Source organism: Agromyces ramosus, assembly GCF_004216665.1.
GTDB lineage: Bacteria > Actinomycetota > Actinomycetes > Actinomycetales > Microbacteriaceae > Agromyces > Agromyces ramosus.
The window spans coordinates 1-24808 of sequence record NZ_SGWY01000004.1 but is presented as its reverse complement, the minus strand read 5'-3'; the positions used below and the strand labels follow the sequence as shown (position 1 = coordinate 24808).

The 24808-nt window shown below is 71.6% G+C and carries 25 protein-coding genes; 9 read left to right on the top strand and 16 right to left on the bottom strand.

Annotated features, from left to right (window positions below; genetic code table 11):
* Positions 1–53: 53 nt before the first annotated feature.
* Positions 54–647 (bottom strand): nitroreductase family protein, encoded by a 594-nt coding sequence (locus EV187_RS16310; RefSeq protein ID WP_130354148.1) that lies wholly within the window; start codon positions 645–647, stop codon positions 54–56.
* Positions 648–889: 242 nt separating this feature from the next.
* On the opposite strand from EV187_RS16310, the gene EV187_RS16305 reads away from it, so the two are divergent.
* Complete coding sequence (locus EV187_RS16305; RefSeq protein WP_130354147.1) at positions 890–1423, top strand: flavodoxin domain-containing protein; 534 nt, start codon at positions 890–892, stop codon at positions 1421–1423.
* A 15-nt stretch (positions 1424–1438) separates the two neighbouring features.
* Here EV187_RS16305 and EV187_RS16300 read toward each other — a convergent pair whose 3' ends face one another.
* The 5 genes from EV187_RS16300 to EV187_RS16280 all read right to left on the bottom strand — a co-directional run bounded on the left by EV187_RS16300 (position 1439) and on the right by EV187_RS16280 (position 7131).
* A complete protein-coding gene (locus EV187_RS16300; RefSeq protein WP_242609663.1) occupies positions 1439–2518 on the bottom strand; it encodes a threonine aldolase family protein in 1080 nt (359 codons plus the stop codon).
* A 116-nt stretch (positions 2519–2634) separates the two neighbouring features.
* Positions 2635–3840, bottom strand: coding sequence for a chaplin family protein (locus EV187_RS16295; protein WP_130354145.1), 1206 nt, complete (start codon positions 3838–3840; stop codon positions 2635–2637).
* A gap of 88 nt (positions 3841–3928) precedes the next feature.
* The gene (locus EV187_RS18440; protein WP_165391239.1) at positions 3929–4972 is read right to left on the bottom strand and encodes a hypothetical protein; all 1044 of its coding nucleotides are present in this window, start codon (positions 4970–4972) and stop codon (positions 3929–3931) included.
* A 138-nt stretch (positions 4973–5110) separates the two neighbouring features.
* Positions 5111–6250 (bottom strand): ABC transporter permease, encoded by a 1140-nt coding sequence (locus tag EV187_RS16285; RefSeq protein ID WP_130354144.1) that lies wholly within the window; start codon positions 6248–6250, stop codon positions 5111–5113.
* A complete protein-coding gene (locus tag EV187_RS16280) occupies positions 6247–7131 on the bottom strand; it encodes an ABC transporter ATP-binding protein (protein ID WP_130354143.1) in 885 nt (294 codons plus the stop codon). Before EV187_RS16280 ends, EV187_RS16285 begins: the two co-directional genes overlap by 4 nt.
* Before the next feature lie 239 nt (positions 7132–7370).
* Between EV187_RS16280 and EV187_RS16275 the strand changes: the two genes are divergently transcribed.
* Positions 7371–8807, top strand: a complete 1437-nt coding sequence (locus tag EV187_RS16275; RefSeq protein WP_130354450.1) for an MFS transporter — start codon at positions 7371–7373, stop codon at positions 8805–8807.
* On the opposite strand, the gene EV187_RS16270 is transcribed toward EV187_RS16275, so the two are convergent.
* Genes EV187_RS16270 through EV187_RS16260 form a run of 3 tightly spaced genes read right to left on the bottom strand, consistent with a single transcriptional unit; the run spans position 8792 to position 10156 of the window.
* Positions 8792–9352, bottom strand: a complete 561-nt coding sequence (locus tag EV187_RS16270) for a dihydrofolate reductase family protein (RefSeq protein ID WP_165391238.1) — start codon at positions 9350–9352, stop codon at positions 8792–8794. The two genes, EV187_RS16275 and EV187_RS16270, sit on opposite strands and share 16 nt — an antisense overlap.
* Complete coding sequence (locus EV187_RS16265; RefSeq protein ID WP_130354141.1) at positions 9352–9822, bottom strand: SRPBCC family protein; 471 nt, start codon at positions 9820–9822, stop codon at positions 9352–9354. Before EV187_RS16265 ends, EV187_RS16270 begins: the two co-directional genes overlap by 1 nt.
* Positions 9815–10156: an ArsR/SmtB family transcription factor gene (locus tag EV187_RS16260; RefSeq protein WP_130354140.1), complete on the bottom strand. Its 342-nt coding sequence runs from the start codon at positions 10154–10156 to the stop codon at positions 9815–9817. Before EV187_RS16260 ends, EV187_RS16265 begins: the two co-directional genes overlap by 8 nt.
* 186 nt (positions 10157–10342) lie before the next feature.
* Between EV187_RS16260 and EV187_RS16255 the strand changes: the two genes are divergently transcribed.
* Positions 10343–10708 (top strand): cupin domain-containing protein, encoded by a 366-nt coding sequence (locus tag EV187_RS16255; protein ID WP_130354139.1) that lies wholly within the window; start codon positions 10343–10345, stop codon positions 10706–10708.
* Positions 10709–10741: 33 nt separating this feature from the next.
* Here the strand turns inward: EV187_RS16255 and EV187_RS16250 are convergent, their stop codons facing one another.
* Genes EV187_RS16250 through EV187_RS16240 form a run of 3 tightly spaced genes read right to left on the bottom strand, consistent with a single transcriptional unit; the run spans position 10742 to position 13219 of the window.
* Complete coding sequence (locus tag EV187_RS16250; RefSeq protein ID WP_130354138.1) at positions 10742–11107, bottom strand: DUF2510 domain-containing protein; 366 nt, start codon at positions 11105–11107, stop codon at positions 10742–10744.
* 58 nt (positions 11108–11165) lie between these two features.
* Positions 11166–11867 carry a response regulator gene (locus tag EV187_RS16245; protein ID WP_130354137.1) on the bottom strand — a complete coding sequence of 234 codons (702 nt, stop codon included), beginning with the start codon at positions 11865–11867 and terminating at the stop codon, positions 11166–11168.
* A complete protein-coding gene (locus tag EV187_RS16240; protein ID WP_130354136.1) occupies positions 11864–13219 on the bottom strand; it encodes a sensor histidine kinase in 1356 nt (451 codons plus the stop codon). The genes EV187_RS16245 and EV187_RS16240 overlap by 4 nt, the downstream gene beginning before the upstream one ends.
* Before the next feature lie 236 nt (positions 13220–13455).
* On the opposite strand from EV187_RS16240, the gene EV187_RS16235 reads away from it, so the two are divergent.
* From EV187_RS16235 to EV187_RS16225, 3 genes are all read left to right on the top strand, one after another.
* Positions 13456–16620, top strand: coding sequence for an NPCBM/NEW2 domain-containing protein (locus EV187_RS16235; protein ID WP_242609662.1), 3165 nt, complete (start codon positions 13456–13458; stop codon positions 16618–16620).
* A gap of 107 nt (positions 16621–16727) precedes the next feature.
* The gene (locus EV187_RS16230; protein WP_130354135.1) at positions 16728–17543 is read left to right on the top strand and encodes a DeoR/GlpR family DNA-binding transcription regulator; all 816 of its coding nucleotides are present in this window, start codon (positions 16728–16730) and stop codon (positions 17541–17543) included.
* A 39-nt stretch (positions 17544–17582) separates the two neighbouring features.
* Positions 17583–18161 (top strand): EXPERA domain-containing protein, encoded by a 579-nt coding sequence (locus EV187_RS16225; protein ID WP_207221874.1) that lies wholly within the window; start codon positions 17583–17585, stop codon positions 18159–18161.
* Between the two features lie 58 nt (positions 18162–18219).
* On the opposite strand, the gene EV187_RS16220 is transcribed toward EV187_RS16225, so the two are convergent.
* A complete protein-coding gene (locus EV187_RS16220) occupies positions 18220–18606 on the bottom strand; it encodes an SHOCT domain-containing protein (RefSeq protein WP_423190901.1) in 387 nt (128 codons plus the stop codon).
* Positions 18607–18759: 153 nt separating this feature from the next.
* On the opposite strand from EV187_RS16220, the gene EV187_RS16215 reads away from it, so the two are divergent.
* From EV187_RS16215 to EV187_RS16205, 3 genes are read left to right on the top strand one after another with little or no spacing between them, the layout of a single operon-like run.
* Positions 18760–19125, top strand: coding sequence for a UBP-type zinc finger domain-containing protein (locus tag EV187_RS16215; protein WP_130354133.1), 366 nt, complete (start codon positions 18760–18762; stop codon positions 19123–19125).
* Between the two features lie 40 nt (positions 19126–19165).
* Positions 19166–20581: an FAD-binding oxidoreductase gene (locus tag EV187_RS16210; protein WP_242609661.1), complete on the top strand. Its 1416-nt coding sequence runs from the start codon at positions 19166–19168 to the stop codon at positions 20579–20581.
* A 24-nt stretch (positions 20582–20605) separates the two neighbouring features.
* Complete coding sequence (locus EV187_RS16205) at positions 20606–22345, top strand: SulP family inorganic anion transporter (RefSeq protein ID WP_130354132.1); 1740 nt, start codon at positions 20606–20608, stop codon at positions 22343–22345.
* 68 nt (positions 22346–22413) lie between these two features.
* Here the strand turns inward: EV187_RS16205 and EV187_RS16200 are convergent, their stop codons facing one another.
* From EV187_RS16200 to EV187_RS16190, 3 genes are all read right to left on the bottom strand, one after another.
* Positions 22414–23223 (bottom strand): alpha/beta fold hydrolase, encoded by an 810-nt coding sequence (locus EV187_RS16200; protein ID WP_130354131.1) that lies wholly within the window; start codon positions 23221–23223, stop codon positions 22414–22416.
* A gap of 94 nt (positions 23224–23317) precedes the next feature.
* Positions 23318–24163, bottom strand: a complete 846-nt coding sequence (locus EV187_RS16195) for a PIG-L deacetylase family protein (RefSeq protein WP_130354130.1) — start codon at positions 24161–24163, stop codon at positions 23318–23320.
* A 92-nt stretch (positions 24164–24255) separates the two neighbouring features.
* A complete protein-coding gene (locus tag EV187_RS16190) occupies positions 24256–24642 on the bottom strand; it encodes a phage holin family protein (protein WP_130354129.1) in 387 nt (128 codons plus the stop codon).
* Positions 24643–24808 lie beyond the last annotated feature (166 nt).

The following is a 24808-nucleotide window of genomic DNA, read 5'->3' as shown; positions in this document are numbered from 1 at the left end:
GCAGGCCTGCTGCCGCGGCATCCGCTCGACGTGTGCGGGAGTCGGGCGAGGGGCTACTCGCCGACGAGCACGAGCTCCTCGAGCGGCTTGCGCAGGCGCGGTGCGACCTCGCGCTCGCGCAGCGGGTCGGGCAGCGTGTCGACGTCGCCCAGCACGCCGATGGCCGTGATCGAGACCACCTCGAGGTTGGCGTCGAGGCCGAACGCGTCGTGGATCCGGGCCGCGTCGAAGCCGCCCATCTGGTGGGTGTGCAGGCCCTCGTGCTGCGCCTGGACGGTGAGGTGCGCGACGGCCTGGCCGAGGTCGTAGCGGGCCCACGGCCTGGCGTTGCCCTCGGCGTCGACGGTCTCGGCGACGTTCACGATGAGCGCGGCGGCCGAGTCGGCCCAGGCCTGGTTGAAGCCCATGAGCGCGTCGTGCACGGTGGTGAAGGCGGCCGTGCCGCGCCGGGCCACGATGAAGCGCCACGGCTGCACGTTGTTCGCCGACGGGGCCCAGCGGGCCGCTTCGAGGATGGTGCGGAGGGCCTCGACGGAGACCTCGGCGGTGGGGTCGTAGGCGCGGGGGCTCCAGCGCTCGACGAGGGGGTTGATGAGCTGCGCGGTGGTGTCGGCGCGGCGGGAGGTGAGGTCGGTGACGAGCGTCATGGTGGAGCTGCTTTCGTGGGATGGACGGAGGCCGGGGCGCCGTCGTCCCAGTCCATTCCAACGCATGGAAGCTGTGGATATTCCGCAGGCGTCGACCGGGCGCATCCGTCGGTGGGGCGCGGGACCAGGGCGTCATCCGGCGGCGCGGCGCTGGACGCGCGGGACCTTCGCCTCCACGTGCGTCCGTGCAGCGGCCTAGCGTCGGATCAGGGTCGCGCAGGCGGCCACGGGAGGTGGGAACGGTGAAGGTGTTGGTCGCCTACGCCAGCAAGTACGGGGCCACGCAGGGCATCGCCGAGCGTATCGGCGACGTGCTCCGCCGCAGGGGCCTCGAGGTCGACGTCGTGCGGTGCAAGGACGTGGACGACGCGAGCGGGTACGACGCGTACGTAGTCGGGTCCGCTGCGTACATGTTCCGGTGGCGAAAGGATGCCCGCAAGTTCGTGCGCCGCAACGTGGACGTGCTCGCGGCGCGGCCCGTCTGGCTGTTCAGCAGCGGACCGGTCGGCACGGACAGGGTGGATGCCAAGGGCCACGACGTGCTCGAGGGGGCGGTGCCGAAGGAGTTCGCCGAGTTCGAGCAGGCGATCGGCCCGCGTGGCACGCAGGTCTTCTTCGGTGCCTTCCAGCTCGAGAAGCTCCGCGGCGTCGACCGGATGGCCAAGTGGGCTCCCGCCGACGCGATGCCGGTGGGCGACTTCCGCGACTGGGACGCGATCGAGGCCTGGGCGGGCGCGATCGCCGACGACGTGAGCGCGCAGGCCGATCGAGCCTGAACGCGTCGTCGCGGATCAGGCGGCGCGGTGCAGCTCCTCGCGGATGCCGGCCACGAACGCGTCGATGTCGTCCTCGCTCGTGTCGAACGAGCACATCCAGCGCACCTCGCCCTTGGCGGCATCCCAGTCGTAGAACCGGAAGCCGCCCTCGCGCAGCCGATCGGCGACGCCGTCCGGAAGCACCGCGAACACGCCGTTTGACTGCGTCGCCTGGCTGAACCCGAGCCCCGGCAGGTCGCCCGCCGCGATGCCGGCGTCGAGCGCGTCGCGAAGCCGTCGCGCCATGGCGTTGGCGTGCGACGCGCTCTGCAGCCACAGGTCGCCCTCGAGCAGCGCGATGAGCTGCGCCGACACGAACCGCATCTTCGAGGCGAGCTGCATGTTGAGCTTGCGGAGGTACTTCAGGCCCTCGGATGCCTCGGGGTTCAGGACCACGATCGCCTCGGCGCCGAGCGCCCCGTTCTTCGTGCCGCCGAAGCTCAGCAGGTCGACTCCGGCGTCGCGCGTGAAGGCCCGCAGCGGGAGGCCGAGGGAGGCGGCCGCGTTCGAGAGGCGTGCGCCGTCGAGGTGCAGCTTCATGCCGCGCTCGTGCACGTGATCGGCGATCGCGCGGATCTCGTCGACGGAGTACGCGGTGCCGAGCTCGGTGGTCTGCGTGATCGAGACGACGAGCGGCTGCGCCCGGTGCTCGTCACCCCAGCCCCAGGCCTCCCGGTCGATGAGCTCGGGCGTGAGCTTGCCGTCGGGCGTCGGAACGGTGAGCAGCTTGATGCCGCCGACGCGCTCGGGCGCGCCGCCCTCGTCGGAGTTGATGTGCGCGGTCGACGCGCTGATGACCGCGCCCCAGCGGGGGAGCATCGACTGCAGGCCGGTGACGTTGGCGCCCGTGCCGTTGAAGACCGGGAACACCTCGACGCCGTCGCCGAAGTGCCGCGCGAAGACCTCCTGGAGTCGCTCCGTGTAGACGTCCTCCCCGTAGGCGACCTGATGCCCGCCGTTCGCGGCGGCGATCGCGGCGAGCACCTCGGGGTGCACGCCGGAGTAGTTGTCGGAGGCGAAGCCGCGGACGGCGGTGTCGTGGAGCTGATCGGTCACCGGACCATCCTCCCATCCGGCGCGTCGGCCGCCGAACTCGCGAACGGGCGGCATGGGCCCGCATCCCGATCGGGAGGGACCCGGCGCCGGTAGGGCGGCGCCGGGCCCCCATCCGATCAACGGCGGAAGGAGAACCTCCTCGCACCCACCAGCACGAGCCCGCCGAGGATGGCGAGCGCCGCGATTCCGAGGTCCGCCATGGCGTCGGCGCCGGTCGACGCGAGCACCGCGGATGCCGCGACGACCTTCGACGAGCCGCCCGATGCGACCGTCGAGCCGCCGGAACCCCACGGGTCCGACGGGTTCGTCGGCCGGGTGGGATCGGTCGGGTCGACCGGGTCGACCGGATCGGTCGGATCGGTGGGATCGACGGGGTCGGTCGGATCGGTGTGATCGACCGGGTCGGTCGGGTCCGTGGGATCCGTCGGGTCGGTCGGAGCGACGATGGTCGTCGATCCGTCCGTCTCGCTGTCACCGATCACCGAGACGGCGTTGCCGCCGATCGTGATGGGCAGGGACAGGTCCGGAATGAGCTGTGTTCCCCCGAGCAGCCCATCGGATCCGTCCGTCGTCGCGGAACCGCCCCCGGTTCCCGGCACGACGATCGTCGTGGCATCCGTCGACGTGCTGTCGCCGATGCCCGAGATCGCGTTGCCCGCGATGGTGACCGGGAGGTCGAGGTCCGCGAGCAGCTGGGTGCCGCCGAGGATCGAGTCCTCACCCGAGGTCCATGCGTCGCCGCCGTCGCCTGCGTCGCCGGTGGCGACCCGGGTGTGGGCGTCGTCGCTCGACGAGTCGCCGATCACGGAGATCGCGTTGCCGCTGACCGTGATCGGGGCCGACAGGTCGATGAGGCCCTGCGTGCCGCCGAGGATCGAGTGGTCGCCGCTCGTCTGTGCCGAACCGGCGTCGGATGCCGCGGCGGGCTCGGCGGGTGCGACCACCGTCTCGGCGTCGCTCGACGAGCTGTCGCCGATGACCGAGATCGCGTTGCCGCCGATCGTCACCGGCGCCGAGACGTCGATGAGCGCCTGCGTGCCGGATCCGATGCCGTGGTCACCCGACGTGACCGCGCTCGGGTCGGCGTCGCCGCCGCCCGTCACGACCGTCGTCGAGGCATCCGACGACTGCGAATCCCCGATGAGGGAGATCGCGTTGCCGCCGACCGTGACCGGGAGTTCGATCGAGATCCCGACCTGGGAACCCGACAGGATGCCGTCGTCGCCGCTCGTCTCAGACGCGTGGGCGACACCGGCTCCGAGGAGCGTGAGCCCCCCGGCGAAGAGGGTCGCGTACAGCGCCCTCAAGGCCAATCTCTTCATGATCCAGTCCTCCTGACTGATGGGAAATATCGCTCCCGGGCAGGGAGCGATGACCGTGTCCGCCCTGCGTGCAGGCGGATCGGCCCCGTCAGTCAGGGGTGGTGTCGGTGTCGTACACCGGCGACGACGGGAGTTCGTCGTCGACCGAGTGCAGCACCAGCGACGCCAGGGCGTCGAGGCCGAGCGCGGCGAACGCCGCGTCGGAGGTTCCGGATGCCCCGGCGGGGCCGGAGCCGCTCGCACCCGTGCCGGCGCCACCGGACGGCGCGGCCGGGGTCGCTGGGGTCACGGGCGGGTCGCCGCCCGGCGGCGTGCCGCCGCCCGTGGGCGCGATCGTGCCGGAGGCGAGGTGCGCCGCGGACCCGAGCCCGGTCGGGCCCGTTCGATCTCGCGGAGCATCGGATCCGGGCGGGACGCCGACGGCGTCCGTCGGACTCGTGATGCCGCCCGGCAGGCCGGGGTCGGCGCCGGGAGCACTGGAGCCGACCGGCAGCAGCGGGATCGCGGGCAGCTGGGGCAGCAGGCCCGTGCCGTCGGTGGGCAGATCGCCCGTCGAGCCGACGACCGCACCGAGCGTGTCGTCGACGAGGCCGGCCACCGGGTCGACCACGCCGCCGACGGCTTCGTCGCCGAGCAGGTCGCCGACGATCGGCACGGAGCCGACCACGCCGTCGAGTAGCCCCGTGACCGGGGCCGTGACGGCGCCGACGGTGCTACCGCCGGCCACGTCGGAGAGTGTTCCGGTGAGTCCGTTCACGGCGGTGCCGACGAGGATGTTCGCGCCCGAGACCGTGGTGTCCGCGGCATCCGTCGCGGTGTCGGCCACCACGGGAACGGCCTCCTCGACCGGTGCGGGCGCGACCTCGACGACGGGCTGGAGCACCTCGCCGACCGGCGCGGCGACCGTGCCGACGACCTCGCCGAGCGTGTCGCCGACGGCGCCGGTGACCCCGGTGACGCCGCCCACGACCGACCCGACCGTGCCGAGCAGTCCGCCCGGCTCAGGCTCGTCGGCCGAGGCGCTCGACGACGTGGAGAAGAGGCTGATCGCGAGCCACAGCGCGGAGACGACGCCGGCGAGGAGCGCGTAGCGGAGCCAGGGCACCTGCCGTGCGGCATCCGCTGACGTCATCGCTCCACCCCCTGCCTGGTCTCGACCGTACTTGCCGCGGCATGTTCACGTCCAGCATCCTCGCCGATGGATTCCGGATCGCTCCCGGTCGCCGCGTGCCCATGCCCTCGCGAGCATCCGCGCGACGACGGCGTGCGCTCAGCCCTGCAGCGCCTCGCCCAGCCGCACGCGCGGGCCGGTCTTCAGCAGCGAGTTGCGGTAGATCCGCTCCCCGATCCACACCGCGATCGCCGCGGTCGCCAGGAGGATCGCCAGCGACGCGAAGGGCTCCCACCACTGCGCCTCGCCGAGGAACACCCGCATCGGCATGCCGACGGGCGCGGAGAACGGCACGTAGCTCATGACCGCGAGCACGGTCGGGTCGTCGTTGAAGAAGATGATGAGGAAGTAGGGGATCATCACGAGCATCGTGACCGGAGTCGTCACCGAGCCGATGTCCTCGGCGCGCGACACCATCGCGGCCGTCGCGGCGAACAGGGCCGCGAGCATCACGAAGCCGACCGCGAAGAACACGACGAACCAGATCACCGACGTGCCGAGGCCGCCGAGCAGCACCCGCTGCCCGGTGACGAGCAGCCCGATGATCGCGAGCACCGCGATCGCCACGATCTGCGCGAACGCCATCACGCTGTTGCCGATCACCTTGCCCGTGAGCAGCGCCCGCGCCGACACGGTCGAGAGCAGGATCTCGACGACCCGCGTCTGCTTCTCCTCGACGACCGACTGCGCGATCGTGCTGCCGAACGTGATCGCCGACATGAAGAACACCAGGCCGAAGCCGAACGCGACGAGGTAGGCGAGGGTCGGATCGGTGGCGGCCGGCTCGAGCAGCTCGACCGTGGGCTCGACGGCGAGCGCGGCGACCACCGACTCGGGGGGCGAGTCGAGCCCGATCACGGTGATGCCGAGGGGTTCGGATGCCGCGGGCGCCACGATCGCCTCGACCTCCCCGGCCCGCAGCATCTCCTCCGCCTCGTCCTGGTCGTACGCCGGGACGGGCTCGAGCGCGTCGTTGCCGTCGACGGCGACTGAGGCGCCCGCGACGACCGCCACCTTCGTGGTCGACTCCTGCGCGCCGAAGATGCTGCCGAGCACCACCGACGCGAGCACGGCGAGCATGAGCACGGCCGTCGACCACAGGAACGCCTTGCTGCGGAAACGCATCCGGATCTCGCGGCCCGCGATGAGGGCCACGCTGTCCACGAAGCGCGGGGCCGCGCGGTCGGCCCGGTCGGCAGGACGGGATCGGTCCGCCCGCGTCGGGGTCGGAGTGCTCATCGAACGACCTCCCGGAAGATCTGGGCGAGCGTCGTGTGCTCGCGGGTGAACGTGACGACCTCGCCGCGGGCCATGGCCTCGGCGAGCACGGCCCGCCGGGCGGCATCCGACTCGGCCTCGAAGAGGGCCCAGCCCCCGTCGAACTCGTCGACCCGGATGCCGGGCGCCTGCCGCAGCCACCCCGCGTCGCCCGTCATGAGCAGCTCCCACCGCTCGGTCGCGTGCTGCGTGCGGAGGGCCTCGCCGCTCCCCGACGCGCGGATGCGCCCATCGGCGATGATCACGAGGTCGTCGCAGAGGCGCTCGACGATGTCGAGCTGGTGCGACGAGAACAGCACGGGGGCACCGGATGCCGCGACATCCGCCAGCACGCCCTGCACGGTCTCGACGGCCATCGGGTCGAGCCCCGAGAACGGCTCGTCGAGCACGAGCACCTCGGGGCGGTGCACCAGGGCGGCGGCGATCTGGGCGCGCTGCTGGTTGCCGAGCGAGAGGCTCTCGATGGTGTCGTCGGCGCGCTCGGCGAGGCCGAGGCGTTCGAGCAGCTCGAGCGCGTTGCGGCGGGCCGTAGCCGGGCTCCAGCCGTGCAGGCGCGCGAGGTACACGGTCTGCTCGAGGAGGCGCATCTTCGGGTAGAGGCCGCGCTCCTCGGGCATATAGCCGAAGCGGCGGCGGTCGGCCTCGGTGAGCGCGGCGCCCCCGAGGGTCACCGAGCCCCCGTCGGCCGCGAGCACCCCGAGGATGATGCGCATCGTGGTGGTCTTGCCGGCGCCGTTGCCGCCGACGAATCCGGTGAGGCGGCCGTCGCCGACGGTGAAGGTCACCGCGTCGAGGGCGAGGCGCTCGCCGTAGCGCTTGGTGACGTCGTGGAGTTCGAGCATGAGGCAACGGTACGGATGCCGCGGGCCGCGCGGCATCCGTCGTGCGACGGGTTGGGGGGGTCCGCCGCGCGGGGGACCGGCTCGAGGGACAGGGGGTTCCGGATGTCGGAGGCGTTGGTTACCCTCATCGGGTGACCAGGGGGCTGGACGGATCCGAGGGCGCTGCTGCGTCCGAGACGAAACCGGCGGAGGCGCCGGCGCAGGCGTCGGCGCAGGGCGTGACGCCGCCGCCCGGTGGCATGCGCACCTTCGTGCAGGTGCTCGTCAACACCGCGATCGCGAATATCACCACGAGCTTCCTCTGGTTCGCGCTCACCTTCTGGGTGTACCTCGAGACGCGGTCGGTGCTCGCGACGGGCATCATCGGTGGCGCCTACATGCTGCTCATCGCGTTCTTCGCGATGCTGTTCGGCACCATCGTCGACCGCCATCGCAAGCTCCAGGTGATGGTCTTCTCGAGCCTCGTGACCCTCGGGTCGTTCGTGATCGCGGGCGTGCTGTACCTGGTGCAGCCCGAGTCGGCCCTGCTCGACCTCGGCGGGCCGTGGTTCTGGGCGTTCTCGGGCATCATCCTGTTCGGCTCCGTGGTCGAGCACATGCGCAACATCGCGCTCTCCACGACGGTCACGCTCCTCGTCCCCGAGGAGCGGCACGCCAATGCGAACGGCATGGTCGGCACGGTCCAGGGCGTGGCGTTCATCGTGACGAGCGTGTTCAGCGGCCTCGCGATCGGGCTCCTCGGCATGGGGTGGACGCTCGTGATCGCGATCACGCTCACCCTCGTGGCGCTCGTGCACCTGTTCTTCCTCCGTGTGCCTGAAGAGCGGCCGATCCCGGCCGAGGGCGAGCGCATGTCGACGATCGACTTCCGTGGGAGCGTCGCGGCCGTCCGGCGGGCGCCGGGCCTGTTCGCGCTCATCCTCTTCTCGACGCTGAACAACCTCATCGGCGGCGTCTACATGGCGCTCATGGACCCGTACGGCCTCACGATCTTCTCGGTCGAGGTGTGGGGGATCGTGCTCGGCGTCACCGCCACCGGCTTCATCATCGGTGGTCTCGTGATCGCGAAGTTCGGGCTCGGCAAGAACCCGATCCGCACCATGCTGCTGGTCGTGATCGGCATGGGCCTGCTCGGCTCGTTCTTCACCATCCGGGAGTGGTGGCCGCTGTACGCGCTCGGCATCTGGGCGTACATGACGCTCATCCCGGTGGTCGAGGCGTCGGAGCAGACCGTGATCCAGAAGGTCGTGCCGTTCCAGCGCCAGGGTCGCGTCTTCGGATTCGCCGCGGCGGTCGAATCGGCGGCGGCGCCCGTCACGGCATTCCTGATCGCGCCGATCGCGCAGTTCTGGATCATCCCGTACATGGAGTCCGAGGGTGGCCAGGCCACCTGGGGCTGGGTGCTCGGCGACGGCGACGCCCGTGGCATCGCGCTCGTGTTCTTCTTCGCCGGGCTCATCATGGTCGCCCTCGCGATCCTCGCGTTCAGGACTCGCTCGTACCGCCTGCTCTCGGCGGAGTACCAGGGCGGCCGAGGGGCGAATGACGAGGGCGAGACGGATGCCTCCCGGGCTGGGCCCGGCGACGAGCCGGGGCCTGCCGGCGAGACGCGGCCCGTCGACCAGACCGCGGCCGTCGACGACTCGACCGATGACCCGGCTCAGCGCACGCGGTAGGTCACGCCGACGTGCCCGGTGGGGTGCGACACGACGTGGTTGAGCGCGAGCCGGCGCTCTCCGAGGTCGGCCGGGGTGAACGGACGACCGGCGCCGATGAGCACGGGCACGATGCGCAGGCGCAACTCGTCGACGAGCCCGGCGCGGAAGAGCGAGTCGGCGAGGGTGAGGCTGCCCCACACGACGATCCCCTCGTATCGCTGCTTGAGCTCGTCGACGGATGCCGCGCCGTCGCCGTGCAGGATCTCGATCGCGCCGTCCCCCCACGGAGCCTCCGTGAGGCGGTTCGACACCACGAACTTCGGCAGTCGGTTGATCGGCTCCGCCACCCGCTCGACCTCGGGGTCGGCCGACGGCCAGTAGTCCGCGAACATCCGGTAGGTGTTCGCGCCGAGGAGGATCGCGTCGATGTGCTCGAGGAAGGCGAGCTGGTCGGCGTCGTTCGAGTCGACCTCGTCGACGGCTTCGAAGAATGCGATGCCGCCGTCGGCGTCGGCGGCGTAGCCGTCGACGCTCACGATCTGCTCGACGGTGAGCCTGCCCATCAGGCGGTTCCCGCCGCGAGCTGCTCTGCGAGGATGTCGAAGGCGGAGTCCCATCCGTCGTACACGTTGTCGTCGCCCGGCTGTCCTTCCGTTCCGACGAGGTGGAACCGCATCTCCGTGCGGTCGTCCGGCAGCTCCCGGAGCTCCACCGTGATGACGGGGGCGTCCTCGTCGCGGTCGCCGGGCGAACCCCACGTGAACACGAGCTTCTCGGGCGGCGCGACCTCGCGATAGACGCCGACCGTCGGGTACTCCTGTCCATCGGCCGGGTTGACCATGGTGTACGCGTAGCGGCCGCCGACGCGGACGTCGACCGCGACACTGCCCGGCTTGATCTCGATGCCGCGGGGGTGCCACCACTCCGCGGCGTCCGCCTCGGTCGTCCACGCCTGCCAGACGAGGTCGCGGGGCGCGTCGAAGATGCGGGTGATGGTGAACTGCTTGGTGCCGGTGGCGGTCTGCTCAGGCATCCGTCTGTCCTTTCAGCTCGCGGAGTCGCTCGTCGAGCAGGTCGAAGCGCTCGTTCCACTCGTCTCGGTGCCGGTCGACCCAGGCGGATGCCTCGTCGAGGGGCTCCGTGCGGAGGGTGCAGCGGCGCCACTGCGCGTCGGCGGTGCGTTCGATGAGGCCGGCGCGCTCGAGCACCTTGAGGTGCTGCGAGATCGCCGGGCGGCTCATCGCGAACGGCTCGGCGAGCTCCCCCACGGTCGTCGGCCCGCCACGGAGGCGCGAGATGATCGCGCGCCGTGTCGGATCGGCGAGCGCCTGGAACACGAGGCTGAGCTCGTCCGCCGCACCTGCCATGTAAGCGACTCCTTATTTAATGATGTGCTTAACCATAGGCTCGAGTCGATGCCGCGTCAACCCCCGGATCGAAATGCAGGAAGCTGCGTGCGGCACGCCGTCGAGGCCGCCGGAGACACGCCGCCGGCGCGGCGAAGTTCCTGCATTCGCTGGGCCGCCGCGGGTGGCATCCGCGATGATCGGAACATGGCAGATCCGGTACGCAACGTCCAGGACGCCCTCGACTCGTTCGCCGAGCACTGGCAGCCTCGGCGGCTCGCGCGCGTCAACGACTACGACGTCAAGGTCGTGAAGCTGCTCGGCGAGTTCACGTGGCACGCGCACCCCGAGACCGACGAGCTCTTCATGGTGCTCTCGGGTCGCCTCGTCATCCAGCTGCGAGACGGCGACGTCGACCTCGGCCCCGGCGACGTCTACGTGGTGCCCCGCGGGGTGGAGCACTGCCCGCGCGCCGACGGCGAGGTCTCGGCGATCCTCATCGAACCGCAGGGGACCGTCAACACGGGCGACACCCCGAGCGAGCGCACCACGGAGCTCCGCGAACTCGACTGAGGCGCGGGTCGCACTCCGCTGCGGGGAGCCCCGTCAGCGCACTCCGTTGCGCGGCCACCAGGCGCGAATGGCGATCGCGGCGAACGCGGCTTCGAGGATCACCGGAATGATCCAGAACGCAGTGACCGAGGAGCCGATGAGACGCAGGTTCACCATGAGCAGCACGCTGCAGCAGGCGAGGTTGAACAGCGAGCCGACACGCGAGAGCGGCCCGAAGCGCTCACGCCACGCGTCCTGGTGCCACCAGGGGTAACCCGCCGCGCCCGGCAGCGTGAAGTCCGTCTCCGACCATTCCTCGCCGTCCCACCAACGCAGGATGTCGGGCGCCTGCGGGTCGGGATACCATCCGGCTTCCGCCGTGCGGTGGTCGGCTGCGGGGGGCGGCGGCAACTCGGGCATGCAGGGAGTATGCCAGCTCGCCCCCCGACGATGCCGTCCAGGTCGGGCAGCCGCCCGCCTATGAGGCGGGTCGCACCACCCCGTGCTCGTACGCGTAGACCACGGCGTGCACGCGGTCTCGAAGGCCGAGCTTCATGAGCACCTTCGACACGTGCGTCTTCACGGTCGCCTCGCCCACCCACATGCGCTGCGCGATCTCGGCGTTCGAGATGCCCTCGGCGAGGAGCTCGAGCACTTCTCGCTCGCGGTCGGTGAGGCTCGCGAGCGCGGCGGGGGCGGGACGCTCGACCGTGGTCGGGGGCGCTTCGGGCTGCGCCGGCACGAGTAGTCGGCCGGCGGATGCCGCCACCGCCTCGATCACGCGCCGGGTGACATCCGGCGACAGCAGGGCGTCGCCGCGGGCCACGACCTGGACGGCCTCGATCAGCTGCTCGGGGCTCGAGTTCTTCAGCAGGAACCCGCTGGCCCCCGCCTCGAGCGCCGCGAACAGGTAGTCCTCGCGGTTGAACGTCGTGAGCACGAGCACGGCCGCACCGGATGCCGCATCCGCCGTGATGCGACGGGTGGCCTCGAGTCCGTCCATGCCGGGCATCTGCACGTCCATGCAGACCACGTCGGGCGCGAGCTCGGTGACAGCCGTCACGGCCGCCGCGCCATCGGCCGCCTCGCCGACGACCTCGATGCCGTCCTCCGAATCGAGGATCGTGCGGAACCCCGCGCGCACCAGCGCCTGGTCGTCGACCACGAGCACGCGGATCACGCGCGACCCTCCTCCCCGCGGCGCAGCGGGAAGCGTGCGCGCACGAGGTAGCCGCCTCGCGCCCGGGGTCCGAGCTCGAGCGTGCCTCCCGCCGCGGCCACGCGCTCCCGAATGCCGAGCTGACCGAGGCCGCCCGCCTCCGACGACCACTCGGCATCCGGCCCCGCGACCGCGGCGCGCGTCGCCCGGGCGACGCCCGTGTTCGTCACCTCGACCTCGACCGCGGCATCCGACCATCGCACGCGCACCTCGGCGGTGGCCGCCGCGCCCGCGTGCTTGCGCACGTTCGTGAGCGCCTCCTGCGCGATGCGGTACGCGCTGAGGCCGATCACCGGCGACACCGCGTGCTCCTCGCCCACGATCGAGAGCTCGGTCGGCAGGCCGGCGGCCACCGACTCCGCCACGAGCTCGTCGATGCGGTCGATGCCGCGCGTGCTCGTGCTCGTGACAGGGGGCTCGGCGGATTCCGCCGCGGCGGCGTCGACCGGTCCGGTGTCGCCGCGCAGCGTGCCCAGCAGCCCGTGCAGCTCGTCGACGGCGTCGCGCGCACTCGACTCGATCGCCGAGAGCGAGGCGGCCGCGGCATCCGGGTCCTTCGCGATGACGCGCCGTGCCGCTCCCGCCTGGACCCCGATGACCGAGACGTGGTGGGCGACCACGTCGTGCAGCTCGCGCGCGATCCGGAGCCGCTCGATCGCGACGGCCTGCGCCCGGGTGCGCTCGCGCTCGGCGGCGAGCTCGGCGGTGCGCTGCTCGAGCTCGGCCCGGGATCGCGCCGACCGGTACGCCGAGTCTCCGAAGTACCACGCCCCGCCGAAGTACAGCAGGTTCGTGAGCACGTTGATGAGTCCCAGCGCGAGGTACGGCGAGACGACGCCCTCACGGCTGAGGTCGGGCAGCTGCTCGGGCGTCATCGAGCCGACGATGAGCGCCCAGAACAGCCACACGAACATGCCGACGACGATGACGCCGCGCACGATGTCGGCCCGCAGGCGGTTCCGGCCCCACGCGCCCACCGTGTAGATCGCGATGAACAGGGCGATGTTCGAGAACAGCGCCTCGCCGACCTCGGCCATCGCGCCGACGACGAAGGCGGCGGATGCCACGAGCGCCACGATCTCGGGCCACCGCCGCCGCGCGGCGAGCGGCAGGTTCATCGCGGCGACCCAGAGGACCGACCCCCACCAGGGGGCGCCCTCCCCCCACCCGGTGATGCGGTAGAGCACGACGCTCGCGGCGGTGCCCGCTGCGAGCACGAGGGAGAGGACGAGGTCGTTGCGGTACGCGGACCGCGGCGGCCGCGGGCGCACCCACTCGACCCCCTCGACGGGAGCCGCGACGGACTCGGACATGCCCCCACGCTACCGAGCGCCCGCACGCGGGCGGATCCGTCGCGCGACGGAGTTCGGCGAGCGATCCACGCGTCGGCGTGGCCCGCCATCGTGGCGGCTGATCGATCGGAACTGATCGCTCCGACGACCGGGCCGATCGATTCCGATCACTCCGTTGACCGTTTCGATCAGGGGTTCCTAGCCTGACCCCGAGAGGCCCTCGTTCGAGGGTCGTCGCGATCGTCGAAGGAGACCTCGTGCCCCACCGGACCCATCGCCGGCGAACCACCATCGCGGTGGTCGTCGCCGGAACACTGCTGGGAGGCGGTCTCGCGGCCGTCTCCACGGCCGCACCCGCGCTCGCCGACGTGCCCGTCGGCGAGGCCTACGTCTCCGACCTGCCGTGGCTCAACGAGTCCAACGGGTGGGGGCCCATCGAACGCGATACGTCGAACGGCGAATCCGCCGCGGGCGACGGGAAGCCGATCACCATCGGCGGGTTCGTGTACGAGCGGGGCATCGGGATGCACGCCACCGGGGCGCTCTCGGTCGAGCTCGGCGCCAACTGCACGGCGTTCAGTGCGATGGTCGGGCTCGACGACGAGGTGACCTCGGGCGTGGGCACCGTGCAGTTCCAGGTGTTCGGCGACGGCACCCTCCTCGCCGAGACGGGCGTCGTCACGGGGAACGACGCGGCCGTCGAGCTGACGGCGGATGTCACGGGCGTCGACGTCCTGCGGCTGGTGGCGAACGAGTCCACCAACGGCAAGAACTTCGACCACGCCGACTGGGGCGACGCCACGGTCACCTGCGACGACGAGGTGCCGGAGGAGCCGGTGGTCGTCGAGCGGTGGGCGATCGACGGTCCGGAGGGGTCGCCGCTCGACGGCGTCCTGAAGCTCGACTCCGCCGGGCGCGTCGCACTCGACGTGGTCGACGGCCAGGCGACGGTGGTGCAGGCGACGCGCCTCGGCCTCACCGGCAGCGACGGCGACTTCCGCAGCGGACTGACGTTCGTGGGCCGCACCGACGGCATCGTCGCCGACGACTACGCCATGGTCACGGGCAAGCAGGAGGAGCGCTCGTACGTCTTCCAGGAGTCGGTCTTCGAGTTCGAGAACGCCGATGGTGGGCGGTTCTCGATCGCCGTGCGCCTCTCGGACGACGGCGCCGCCTACCGATACCTCGTGGCGGGCGACGGCGAGCACCGCGTCGACGACGAATCGGGAGCGTGGGAGCTCGCGGCCGACGGCACCGCCTGGATGCAGCGCTCGTACGCGGTGAACTACGAGGCCGAGTGGATGCAGACCACCGCCACCGCCTCGAACGGCACCGGGAGCGTCGGCTATCCGGCGCTCTTCCAGCAGGGCGAGGACTACGTGCTCCTCACCGAGGCCGACCTGCACGGCGACTACTCGGGCTCGCACCTCGCGCACGCCCCGGGCACCCTCCGATACGGCGTCGACCTGTTCCAGGGAGCGCCCGTGACGAGTGAGGGCGACCTCTCGACGCCATGGCGCGTCGCGATCGTCGGCGGGCTCGACACGGTGGTCGAGTCCACCCTCGTCGACGACCTGGCCACGCCGAACCGGCTCGCGGGCGAGGACACGTTGTGGATCCAGCCCGGCGTCTCGAGCTGGAGCTGGCTGACCGACTGGAACAGCCCGAAGGACGAGGCGCGCCAGCGCGACTTCATCGACCTCTCCGCCCGGAACGGCTGGGAGTACGTGCTCCTCGACGAGGGCTGGGACGCGAGCTGGGTGCCCCGCACCGTGCGCTACGCCGAGACGAAGGGCGTCGACGTCATCATCTGGTTCCACAGCCGCGACCTGCGCACGCAGGAGCAGCGCGACGAGTGGCTGCCGCGCATCGCATCGTGGGGCGTGAAGGGCATCAAGGTCGACTTCATGGACACCGACAGCCAGGCGATCCACCAGTGGTACGACCAGATCGCAGCCGACACCGCGGCCAATCACCTCATGATCAACTTCCACGGCGCGTCGCTTCCCACCGGGATGCAGCGCACCTGGCCGCACATCATGAGCTACGAGGCAGTGCGGGGCGCCGAGAACGGCATCAGCCCGGCCCGCAGCCTCATGGTGCCGTTCACGCGCAACGTCGTGGGCTCGATGGACTGGACGCCCGTGACCTTCTCCCGCGGCAACGGCAACTCCTCGAAGGCCCACGAGGTGGCGATGGGCATCGTCTACGAGTCGGGCTGGCAGCACCTCTCGGACAAGCCCGAGGCGTACGCCGCAGAGCCGAACGCGGAGCGGTTCCTGCAGGACCTGCCCGCGCACTGGGACGAGACGCAGCTGGTGAGCGGGACGCCGGCCTCCGACGTGGTGCTCGCGCGTCGCGCAGGCGACCGCTGGTACGTCGGCGGCATGCGGGCGGGATCCGGGGAGCCGCTCCAACTCCCGCTCGAGCAGTTCGGCGGCAGGCACCTCATCGTCGACCTCCTGTCCGACGACGGCGCCAACGGTTCGGCGACCGTGCTGACCACGACGCACACCACGAAGGACCAGGTGCTGTCGATCCCCACCGCGAACAACGGCGGATTCGCCGCCGTCGTCTGCCTCGACCGGCCGGGCCGCGAGAGCTGCCTCGACCCGGCCGAGCCATGGGACGCGGTCGACCTCACGGTCGAGCCGTCCGCGGCCGACGTGGCACCGGGATCCACGGTCGAGCTGTCCGCGTCGTTCGCGGTCGAGGCGGATGCCGCGAAGGTCGCGATGGCACCCGTCGTGCCCGAGGGCTGGGTCGTCGAGGGCGGCCCGGTCACGGCGCGGAAGCTCACCGCCGGCGACATCCTCGAGACGACGTGGACTGTGGAGGTGCCCGAGGACGGCGTGAGCGGCACGGTGGAGATCCCCGTGCAGGTCTCCTACCGGGTCGGCAGTGAGGAGCGGACCGCGGCGACCCAGGCCACCCTGTGGGTCACGCCGAAGCCGCTCGACGGCGTCAACCAGCTGTCGGACCTCGAATGGCTCGAGCAGTCGAACGGGTACGGCCCGGTCGAGCGCGACCAGTCGAACGGCCAGGCCGCCGCGAACGACGGCCGGCCGATCGAGATCGACGACGTCACCTACGCGAAGGGCATCGGCATGCACGCCACGGGAGCCGTCACGGCGTGGCTCGGCGGCACGTGCTCGACGTTCGACGCGATCGTCGGCATCGACGACGAGGTGCTCGAGACGCCCGGTGAGAGCGGCATCGGCTCGGTGCGGTTCCTCGTCTACGGCGACGGCGAGCTCCTCGCGGAGACGCCGGTGCTCACGAACGACTCGGGGGCCGTGCCCCTCACGGTCGGCGTGACCGGGGTGCAGCGACTGCGCCTCGTGGCCGACGAGGCCACGAACGGCAAGAACTTCGACCACGCCGACTGGGCGGACGCGAAGGTCACCTGCAGCGCCGGCTGAGCGCGGGCGGGGGTACCGGATGCCACGGCGCCGGTGCCCCCGCGCAACCGCGCCTAGGCTGGTGAGCGGCCGCCCACCGGCCGGCCGCACCTCACCGGGGAGGTCCCATGTTCACCGAGGAGCGACGCCAGGTCATCCTCTCCGCGCTCTCCGTGCACGGCTCGTCGTCGGTCGCCGACCTCTCGCGCATGGTGCGCTCATCGGAGATCACGATCCGCCGCGACCTGAAGGCCCTGGAGGAGGCCGGCCTCGTCGTGCGGCACCGTGGCGGGGCATCCGTCGGCCGATCGAGCATGGACGAGCCGAGCTACCGCGAGAAGGCGGTCGTCGCGGCGGAGGAGAAGCTCGCGATGGCTGCCCTCGCGGCCGAGCTCGTCGACGACGGCGACGTGATCATGCTCTGCGCCGGCACCACCACGCAGGCTCTCGCGCAGCGACTCACCCGTCGGCGCCTCATGGTCGCCACGACTTCGGTGCTCGTCGCCAACGCGCTGTTCGACGCGCCCGACGTCGAGGTGCTGCTGATCGGCGGCATCCTCCGGGGCAGCATCCGCGGCGTCATCGGCGGCGAGGCCGAGAAGGCGGTGTCGCGACTGCGGTTCCACAAGGTGTTCCTCTCGGGGAACGGCCTCACGGCGGCGAACGGCCTCAGCACCCCGAACATGCACGTCGCGAGCATCGACCGTGCCGCCGTCGAGTCCGCCAAGCGCGTGATGGTGCTCGCCGACCACACGAAGATCGGAATCGACTCGATGGTGCAGACGGTGCCGACCGATCGGATCGACACGCTCGTCACCGATCCGCGGGCCGACGCCGAGGAGCTCGAACGGCTCGGGAGCGCCGGGGTGCGGCTGCGCGTCGCGGTGCCCGCCGAGGCCTTCGGCGACGAGCGGCCGAGGGCGCTCGACGCACGCACGCGCTGAGCGTGGCGCCCGCGGCATCCGACCGCTACGCTCCAGCGCATGACCGCCTCGACGTCGACCGACGACGCCACACCGCACGCCGCCCCGCACGCCGCCGACACGGCATCCGCCGACCCGTGCCGCCCGCCGAACCTGCGCCTTCGCGACCGGCCGTTCGACTGGTTCTTCATCGTGGTCTTCTCGCTGTTCACGGTGACGAGCATGATCAGCGACATGTTGCCGACGCTCGGCATCGACTTCTCGCAGCCGTCGCCGAACTTCCTCGTGAACGCGAACTGGTGGTACGCCCACGACACCGACCCGCTGTTCATGGACCCGCCGGTGTGGATGCGGTTCGTCACGGGGCTTTCGGCGTTCGTGTACCCCGTGTTCTCCGTGCTGCTCGTGATCTCGCTCTTCCGCGGGTGGAACTGGATCCAGCTGCCGAGCGTCATCTACGCGACCATGATCGCGAGCATCACCGGCATCGTCGTCTTCGGCGTCGAGTTCTTCGGCGAGCCCGAGTGGGTCACTCCGAACCCCGTGAAGTTCCTCGCGTTCAACCTGCCGTACGTGCTCATCCCGATCCTGCTGCTCGTGCGGATGCGAAAGCCGCCGCCGTTCGCACGGCGCTTCTGACGCGGCGACGGCCCGCCCTTCGGGGGAGCGGGCCGCCGCCCTGCGGGTCGTGGCGTCGTCAGGTGGCGAGCGCCTTGGCCTTGATGGTGTCGAACTCGCCCTGGCTGATCGTGCCGGCGTCGAGCAGCGCCTTCGCCTTGGCGATCTCATCCGACGACGACGAGCCCGACCCGGCGACGCTGCGGATGTAGTCGTCCTGCGCGGAGCGGACCTCGGCCACCTCCCGGCTGGACCGCTGCGCCATGCCGCGGCCGCGGGCGATCATGTAGACGAGGATGGCGAGGAAGGGGAAGAAGACGAGGAAGACGATCCACAGCGCCTTGCCCCAGCCGTTCAGCGAGTGGTCGCGGAAGATGTCGACCACGATCGAGAACAGGATCATGAGCAACGCGACCCAGACGTAGATCCAGAAGAACCACCAGAACAGGTCCCAGAAACCGTCCACTGCACAGACCTCCGTGTTCGACGTGCGATGCCGGAGTCGCATCGGACCCCGGCCGGGATGTCGCGAGTGACGTCCCGGTGCGGCTCAAGCTACTCCGGCGGGGGCGGCTCGAGGGGATCCGCCGCGCGGGGCGACCGGGCTAGGCTCGCTCGCATGACCGACGAGACTCCCGCGATCGATCCCGACGTGCCACCATCGGGCGAGGGCTGCGCCGAGTGCCTGGCGGCCGACGGCTGGTGGCTGCACCTGCGCCGCTGCGCGCAATGCGGGCACGTCGGATGCTGCGACAGCTCGCCCGAACGGCACGCCTCGCGGCACGCGCGCGAGGAGGGGCATCCGATCGCCCAGTCGTTCGAGCCCGGCGAGGACTGGTTCTGGGACTACTCCGCCAACCGGGCCGTGCGCGGGCCCCGGCTCGCCGGACCCGACAGCCGCCCGGTGGAGCAGGGCTCCCCGGCCCCGCGCGGTCTCGTGCCGGCCGACTGGAAGTCGCGACTCCATCCGGTGAACGCCGAGTAGGCGACGCCGTCGCCGTCCGTCCGACCGAGGAGCACGTGCAATGAGCGTTCGCGATGGCGTCGGCCCCACAGCCGACCACGACCCGGCCGTCGGCGAGCTGCGGCGGATGCTGCGCGCCGATCAGGTGCTCACGGATGCCGTGTCGCTCGACGCCTACGCGCACGACGACGCCGAGTGGGCCGCCTTCGAGCCGCCGCTCGCCGTGGTGCTCGCCGAGCGCGAGCAGGACGTCTCGGCCGTGGTGCGCCTCGCGGCGGCATCCGGCCTGCGGGTCGTGCCCCGCGGTGCGGGCACCGGGCTCTCGGGCGGCGCCAACGCGATGGCGCGCAGCATCGTGGTCTCGCTCGAGCGGATGCCCCGCATCGTGGAGGTGAACGCCGCCGAGCGGTACGTGGTCGCCGAAGCGGGCGTCATCAACGACACGCTCCGCGAGGTCGTCGCCGGGCACGGACTCTGGTACCCGCCCGACCCCGCGAGCTACCGCATCTCCACCATCGGCGGCAACGTCGCGACCAATGCGGGCGGCATCTGCTGCGTGAAGTACGGCGTGACCCGCGACTACGTGCTGGGGCTGCGCGTCGTGCTCGCCGACGGCGACGCGGTGGCGCTCGGCCGTCGCACCGCCAAGGGCGTGACCGGCTACGACCTGACCGCGCTGATGGTGGGATCCGAGGGCACGCTCGGCATCGTCACCGAGGTCACCCTGCAGCTGCTGCCGCTCGGCGGCCGCGAGGAGCGCGCCGTCGTCGGCTCGTTCGCGTCGCTGCGCGCGGCCGGGGTGGCCGTGGCCGGGATCGCCGCGGCGGGCATCGTGCCGTCGGCCCTCGAGCTCATCGACCGCACGTGCGTCGACGCCGTCGACGCGTGGCAGGGACTCGGGCTGCCGCACGGCGTCGACACGATGCTGCTCGCCAAGGTCGACGAGGTCGGTGCGGTCGGTGCCGAGCTCGCGGCATCCGTGGCCCGCATCATGGCGGATGCCGGTGCGGTGTCGGTCGAGTCGGCGGTCGACGCCGACGAGGTCGACCGGCTCTTCCTCGCCCGCCGGCTCGCGTACCCGGCGCTCGAGCGGCTCGGACCGGTCCTGACCGAGGACATCTGCGTGCCGCGCGGCGCGGTGCCCGAGATGCTCACGCGCATCCAGGCGACCGCGCGCGAGCACGACGTCGTCATCGCGAACATCGCCCATGCCGGCGACGGCAACCTGCATCCGCTGATCATCGCGCCAGAGGGCGACGAGGCCGCGAAGGGGAGGGCGAAGCTCGCGTTCGACCGGATCGTCGACGAGTGCCGCGAGCTCGGCGGCACGGTGACCGGCGAGCACGGCGTCGGCCTGCTGAAGCTGCCGGGCGCGCGCGAGGAGCTCGGCCCCCGGGTCATCGACCTGCACGTCGCGGTGAAGCGGGCCCTCGACCCGCTCGGCACGCTGAACCCGGGCAAGGCATTCCCGGCGTAGCCGACGCGGGGCTAGGGTCGGTCCATGGGAGCCGAGCCGGTCCGTCCGGATGACGAGTCGCGTCCCGACGCTCGTGTCCCGTGGCTCGCCGACCGGTGGCGGAGCGTGTGCCGCGTCTTCCGGCGGGAGACGCTCGGCAAGGACGCCGTCGCGGGTGTCGTCGTCGGCGTGGAGAGCGTTCCCGACGGCCTCGCGATCGGCCTGCTCGCCGGCGTGAACCCGGTCGCCGGCATCTACGCGTTCCTCTTCGGGATGGCGGGCGCTGCGCTGTTCACCAGCAGCACCTTCATGGCGGTGCAGGCCACGAGCGCCATGGCGCTCATCGTCTCCGACTCCGACATCGCGAACTCGCCAGACCCCGACCGCGCGCTGTTCACGCTCGCGATGCTCACCGGCGCGATCATGATCGTCGCCGGCGTCCTCGCCGGCGGCCGCCTGCTGCGCTTCGTCCCGACCGCCGTGATGGTGGGCTTCGTGACGGCGGTCGGGATCAACATCGTGCTCGGTCAGCTGCCCAACCTCACGGGGTACACCGGCAGGGGACCGAACCGACTCGTCAGGGCGTTCGACACCCTCCTGAACGTCACGTCGTTCGACCTGCCCACGCTGGTCGTCGGACTCGTGACGATCGGGCTCATCGTCGTGCTGACCCGGACCAGGCTGCGGGCGCTCGGACTCGTCGTCGCGATCGCGGCGGCGTCGGCACTCGCCGCCCTCTTCACGTACGCGTTCGGCTGGGACGTGCTGACGGTCGACGACGTGGCCGAGGTTCCGACCGGGCTGCCCGCGCCGGTCCTCCCGAGCCTCGGCGACGTGCCGGAGCTCCTCCTGCCGGCGTTCTCGCTCGCGTTCGTCGGCCTCGTGCAGGGTGCCGCCGTGGCGGGGAGCGTTCCGAACGCCGACGGGAAGCCGGCGGACCCGTCGCGCAACTTCATCGGCCAGGGGGTCGGGAGCATCGTGGCCGGGGTGTTCCGGGGCATGCCGGTCGGCGGCTCGATGTCGGCGTCGGCGCTGATCGTCGCGGCGGGCGCGCGCACACGACTCGCCCTGTTCATCGCGGCGGCGGTCATGGCGCTGGTCATCCTCCTCGCGTCGGGCGTGGTCGCCATGGTCGCGATGCCGGCCCTCGCCGGACTGCTCACCGTCGTCGGGATCCAGGCCATCAAGCCCGTACGGATCCTGTCCGTCGCGAAGACCGGTGCACTGCAGACCACCGTCATGGCCGTCACCTTCGGCCTCACCCTCATCATCCCGCTGCAGTTCGCGGTGCTGCTCGGCGTGGGCCTCGCGATCATCCTGTTCGTGGCGCAGCAGTCGAATCGGCTCCGGGTCCGCCAGCTCGAGATCCACTCCGAGGGTCGCATGCGCGAGGTCGATCCGGTGCCCGTCGTGCCGCCGCACGAGGTCGTGGTGCTCCAGCCCTACGGCAACCTGGCCTACGCGACGGCCCCCGTGTTCGACGAGCAGCTGCCGAAGGTGGAGGCGACGTCGCGCGGGTCGGTCGTCATCTTCCGGCTCCGGGGCGTCGACGAACTGGGGCTGTCGCTCGTCGCGGTGCTGGAACGATACCTCCACGACCTCGAGCAGCACGGCTCCACCCTCTGGCTGGTCGTCGCGGGAGCGCGGATCCGCAACCAGCTCGCGGCCGGCGGCCTGCTCGACCGACTCGGACCCGATCGCGTGTACGAGAGCTCGGAGTGGATCGGCGAGGCGGTGCATCGGGCGCACCGCGACGCGTTGGACTGGGTGCAGGCTCGGCCGTGAGCCGCCCCGGCCCGCCCGCCCGCCGGCCCGCCGGCCCGCCGGCACCCGATGGCCCGAAGCGCGCGACCTCAGCGCTGCAGGAACCCGAGGAGCGCCTCGTTGAACCGCTGCGGCTGCTCGATGTTCGCCGCGTGGCCGTCGCGCTCGATCACCGTCGACGAGCCGTGCGGGTTCAAGGCCGCGGATGCCGCGGCGTGCTCGGCCGGCCAGAACTCGCTCTCGGCGCCCGCGATGAAGAAGACGGGGCGGTCCGCTTCGGCGAGCACGGGACGCCAGTCGCGCCGGGCGTGATCGTTGAGGAGCGCCAGCTCGGCCTGCGTGAAGGCCGGCCGGCCGCCCTTCGGCAGTTCCATCGCCTTCAGCACGCGCGAGATGCGCACGAGGCCCTTCGACTTCACGGGATGACGGCCGGGATCGGGGATGCCGGTCGCGAAGTACGTGTCGACGTTCGCCTCGTCGTAGTCGTAGAAGCCGTACGGCCAGTCGGCGGTGTTCAGCATCTTCGGCGTCTGGTCGACGATCACGACGTCGCGGATGCCGCCGGTGCCGAACTGGCGCACCAGCGCCCAGATCGCGTTGCCGCCCATCGACTGCCCGACGATCGTGGCGTCCTCGAGCTCCAAGCCGGTGAGCAGGTCGCGGAGGTCGGCGCCGTGCCGGTCCATCGTGTGCTCGCCCTCGCCGACCTCCGACGCGCCGTGACCGCGCCGGTCGAACGCGATGACGCGGTAGCCGGCCCGGGAAAGCGGCTTCAGCTGGTATCGCCAGCTGGTCGCCGGGGCCTTGAACCCGGCGACGAGCACGACGGGACGTGCCGTCGGATCACCCATCTCGAGGTAGTTGAGCCGCACGCCGTCGGAGCTGGTGATGGTGGGCAACGTCGCCTCGTTCCTCGCCGAGGCCCGGGGCATCCGGGCGCGTCCAGTCTCGTCGGGGGTGGTGGCCGCGGCAAGCGGATGCCGCCACCGGACGTCATCCGAGCGGATCGGCCTCGAGGTCGCGCACCGTGTAGAACTCCTGGTCCCACAGTGCGTAGACGAGCCACGTGGGCAGCAGGTACGCCTCCTGCAGGAAGTTCGCCTGCGACGCGTGGATCGTCCAGCCCTCGTGCTTGGCCTGCACCTCGGCGGGCATGGCGTACTCGGGCTCCGGCTGGTGCTCGACGACGAACTTCCCCGTCTCGCCGCCGAAGATCGAGAGCGCCGTCGAGGGGCTGATCGTGTACACGAGGTGCGACGGCCCGGCGTACGAGCCGCCGGCCTCTTCGAGCTGCGCGATCGCGAGCTCCGTGATCCGCCCCATCCGCATGTGGTCCTCGTGGCCCGTTGCGCCGCTCTCGGGCCAGAAGCCGACGACGACGTCGGGACGCACGCGCCGCATCTCGGCGGCGACCCGGTCGACCAGCTCCTGCTCGTCGACCCCCGGCACGCCGCCGTCGGGGTAGTCCCACACCACGTGGCGGTCGACGCCGAGGTTGAAGCTGTTCTTCAGCGCCTCGGCCCTGCGGATGTCGCCGAGGTCCTCGTCGCGCGCGACGACGGGCGTCTGGTGGCCGGCCTCGCCCTCGGTCGCGGTGATCATCGCGGTGTAGGCGCCGTCGCGCTGCTTGGCCCGGAGGAACAGCCCATTGACGCTCTGCTCGTCGTCGGGATGGGCGAAGACGCCGAGCACGCGGGTGCCGCCGATCTCGCCGACGACGGATTCGACGCCCGTGGCGGTGGGCTCGTGGAAGAGGTGGCGTCCCGCCCAGTAGACCCCGCCGACGAGGGCGAGGACGACGGCGGCGATGACGAGGAGCGCGACGGTGCGCTTGCGCATGGGGTGGGGCCTTCGGGTTCTGGTCGTGCGGGGGCGTCGAGCATGCTAACCCGACGCCGCGCGAACACCGAATCCCGCTCGGTACCCGCCGATCAGCGCTGCTGCTCGGCTGCGCGGTCCCTGAGGAGGAACCTGGCCGCGAGCCAGCCGAGCAACGCGGTCGTCAGCCAGACGACGACGGTCGCGAGGACCCACGCGGCGATCCCGTCGAAGCTGAGGCCGTCGGTGACCAGCGTCGCGACCCAGAGCGCGAGGAAGGTGGAGAGCAGGCCCGCGACGCCGGCGACGGTCGGCGCCGAACGGTGGAAGACCTTCGCGACCAGCCATTCGATCACGGCCTGCACGAGGGCGAACACGACGATCGCCAGGATGAAGCCCGTGGCGTGGACGTGGAACCCGGGGATGAGCAACGCCGCGAGGAGCAGTCCGAGCGCTGCCGTGCCGAGGAACACCGCGAGGCGGATCAGGAAGCGCACCATGTCCGGAGGCTATCGGCGGTGCCGTGCCGGGTCAACGCGGCGCGGGGCGACGGGTGGGCGGGTGGAGCCGGGATCGATCCCGCCGAGAATCGCGCGCCGACCCCACCCGGTCGTGGCCGCCGCCCGACGCAGCACCCGGCCCGGGTCGCTCACGTGTCGCGACCCG